This is a genomic window from Pseudomonas sp. GM79 (assembly GCF_000282495.1).
GTDB lineage: Bacteria > Pseudomonadota > Gammaproteobacteria > Pseudomonadales > Pseudomonadaceae > Aquipseudomonas.
Genome location: NZ_AKJE01000074.1, coordinates 1 through 2,526, shown reverse-complemented (window position 1 = coordinate 2,526; position 2,526 = coordinate 1). Strand labels below are relative to the sequence as shown.

At 58.5% G+C, this 2,526-nt stretch carries 4 protein-coding genes; all 4 read left to right on the top strand.

The window, feature by feature from the left end:
• Window positions 1–203, top strand: a 203-nt coding sequence (locus PMI36_RS11000; RefSeq protein ID WP_008073148.1) for an FAD-binding protein, incomplete at its 5' end; no start/stop codon positions are given.
• Window positions 204–309: 106 nt separating this feature from the next.
• The gene (locus PMI36_RS11005) at window positions 310–1,146 is read left to right on the top strand and encodes a substrate-binding periplasmic protein (protein WP_008073147.1); all 837 of its coding nucleotides are present in this window, start codon (window positions 310–312) and stop codon (window positions 1,144–1,146) included.
• A 9-nt stretch (window positions 1,147–1,155) separates the two neighbouring features.
• Window positions 1,156–1,512, top strand: coding sequence for a DUF4398 domain-containing protein (locus tag PMI36_RS11010; RefSeq protein WP_008073146.1), 357 nt, complete (start codon window positions 1,156–1,158; stop codon window positions 1,510–1,512).
• Window positions 1,509–2,321, top strand: a complete 813-nt coding sequence (locus PMI36_RS11015; RefSeq protein WP_007903897.1) for an OmpA family protein — start codon at window positions 1,509–1,511, stop codon at window positions 2,319–2,321. The genes PMI36_RS11010 and PMI36_RS11015 overlap by 4 nt, the downstream gene beginning before the upstream one ends.
• Window positions 2,322–2,526 lie beyond the last annotated feature (205 nt).

Here is a 2,526-nt window from a genome sequence, read left to right as displayed (position 1 = left end):
GTCAGACCGGCAAGATCGTTGCTCCGCAGCTGTACATTGCGGTCGGTATTTCCGGCGCGATCCAGCACCTGGCCGGCATGAAAGACTCCAAAGTGATCGTTGCGATCAACAAGGACGAAGAAGCGCCGATCTTCCAGGTGGCCGATTACGGCCTGGTGGCAGACCTGTTCGAAGCCATCCCCGAGTTCGAGAAGCTGGTCTAATCCGGCGTCTTGACTTATAAAGAGCCCGACCTTTTGGTCGGGCTTTTTTTTGTGCTTCTGTAGGAGCTCCTACGGGCGAAAATATTGGGTTGTAGGGAGTGTTCCCATGGATTTACGCCGCGTGTGTGGCTGGTCATTACTGCTGGGGCTGACGCTGTTGCCGGGGCTATCCATAGCCGCGGGCAAATGTGAGCGCCTGGTGGTGACCGGTAGTCCGGACGCGCCGCCGTATCTGTGGCAAGACCCGCAAAACCCCAAGTACCTGATAGGCGCCAGCGCCGACCTGTTGCAGCAAGTGGCGGGGGAGTTGGGCATCAAGGTCGAACTGCTTTACGCCGGCAAACGCTCCCAGGCCCTGGACGAAGTGCGCAGCGGGCGCATGGACATGCTGGCCGATGCGCCGTTGACGGTCAGTGAGCTGGAAAATCTGGATTACATCCACCCACCGCTGCTGGAGAACGATTACCTGGTCTGGACTCGCAACGACTCGCTACTGGTCTACAACGAAGCCCAGGACCTTCACGGTCATCCCGGCGCCTTGTCGGAAAAGGCTCGGGTAACAACGTCATTTGGCACTTTCGCCGAGCAGCAATTGACTCTGGTTCGCACGCCCAATCTCACCCAGGCCTTTCAGAAGTTGCTGCTGAACGAGGTGGAATTTGTCCTCGCCGGACGCTACTCGGGCATGGCCCTGGTGCAAACGCTGGGGATGGCCAATGACTTGATGGCCCACCCACACCCCATCGACAAACCGGGCCTGTATCTTGCGGTTTCCCATAACTCTGCCTGCAACGATCCCTGGTTGCGCGGACAGCTGGCCAAAAAGATGACAGAATTGCCCGCGTCCGGACTGACAGAAGCTGCGCTGCTGCGCAATATCGAGCGTTGGAAAGCGCAACGCTCACAACCGCAGCCACAACCTGTCAGTACCCCAAAACAGTAGGGATTTTTAGTGAGTATTCGACCTCTTTTCGCTGCCCTGGCCGTTCTGGCTCTGGCGGGTTGTGCAGCCGATCCGGCGCCGAATGAACAAATACGCCTGACCGAACAGGCCCTCGAACAAGCCAAGGCCGTGGGTGCTACCGCCGACGAAGTGCCAGAGCTGAAACTGGCTGAAGACAAGTTCAAGCGTGCCAAGGGCAACATGGCCGACCAGTCCTTCAAGAATGCGCGCATGCGGGCCGAGCAGGCCGAGCTGGACGCGCGACTGGCCGAAGCCCGGGTTCTGACCCTCAAGAGTGAGGAGCAGTTGAACGTGCTCAATACCCGCATCACTCGTCTGCGCAAGCAACTGGGAGATGCCCAATGAGCCTGAAAACCAAAGCACTCGGCGGCTTGATCCTGGCCGGTTGCGCAAGCCTTTATGGTTGCGCTGGTCAACACAGCGAAGCCGCAATCCAGCAGGCCGGCACTGACTTTCAGAAGGTCAAGGAAGACTCCAATGTGCTGCGCATTGCGCCCAAAGACGTGATCCGTGCCGGCGAGTCGCTGGCACGCGCCGATCGTCTGTCCAGCTACTGGGGCAGCGGTTCGGACGTTGTGCATTACGCCTACCTGAGCCGGCGCTACAGCGAAATCGCCCGGGAACACACCAATCAAGTGCTCAACGAGGAACGCGCGGCGAAGCTCGAACTCGAGCGTCAGCGCCTGCAACTGGCCCTGCGTGAGTCCAAGTTGCTCAGCGTGCAGCAACAGGGCAAGTGGCTCGAAGAGCAGATCGTGGCGTTGGCGACTACCCAAACCGACCGTGGTCTGGTGATGACTCTGGGCGATGTGCTGTTCGATACCGGTGAAGCAGAGCTGAAAAGCTCGGCAAACCGCGTGGTGCTGAAGATCGTCCAGTTCTTGCAGCTCAACCCCAAGCGCGTGGTGCGGATCGAAGGCTACACCGACAGCACTGGCGGTAAACAGGAAAACCTCAAGCTGTCCCGCGACCGTGCGCAATCGGTGGCTGACGTACTGATGGACCTGGGCATCGACGACAAACGTATCAAAGTCGAAGGCTACGGCGATGAATACCCGGTGGACGTGAACGCCTCAGAGCGTGGTCGTGCGCAGAATCGTCGGGTGGAAATTGTGTTCTCCGATGAAAAAGGCCAGCTCGGCGCCGCCCGTTAAGGGTTATTGGAAAAGGTAGTTTGCGAAAGCGAATGACGCCCGAAATCCTGTAGGAGCTGTCGAGTGAAACGAGGCTGCGATCTTTTGATCTTTCGCTTGGGACTCAAGTGGACCTGGAAAGATCGCAGCCTCGTTTCACTCGACAGCTCCTACGGTTCCTACGGTTCCTACGGTTCCTACGGTTCCTACGGTTCCTACGGTTCCT

Bases quoted from the DNA above. Each gene is read 5' to 3' on its own strand.
- PMI36_RS11005 (WP_008073147.1), top strand. From the start codon at position 310: ATGGATTTACGCCGCGTGTGTGGCTGGTCATTACTGCTGGGGCTGACG.
- PMI36_RS11015 (WP_007903897.1), top strand. From the start codon at position 1,509: ATGAGCCTGAAAACCAAAGCACTCGGCGGCTTGATCCTGGCCGGTTGC.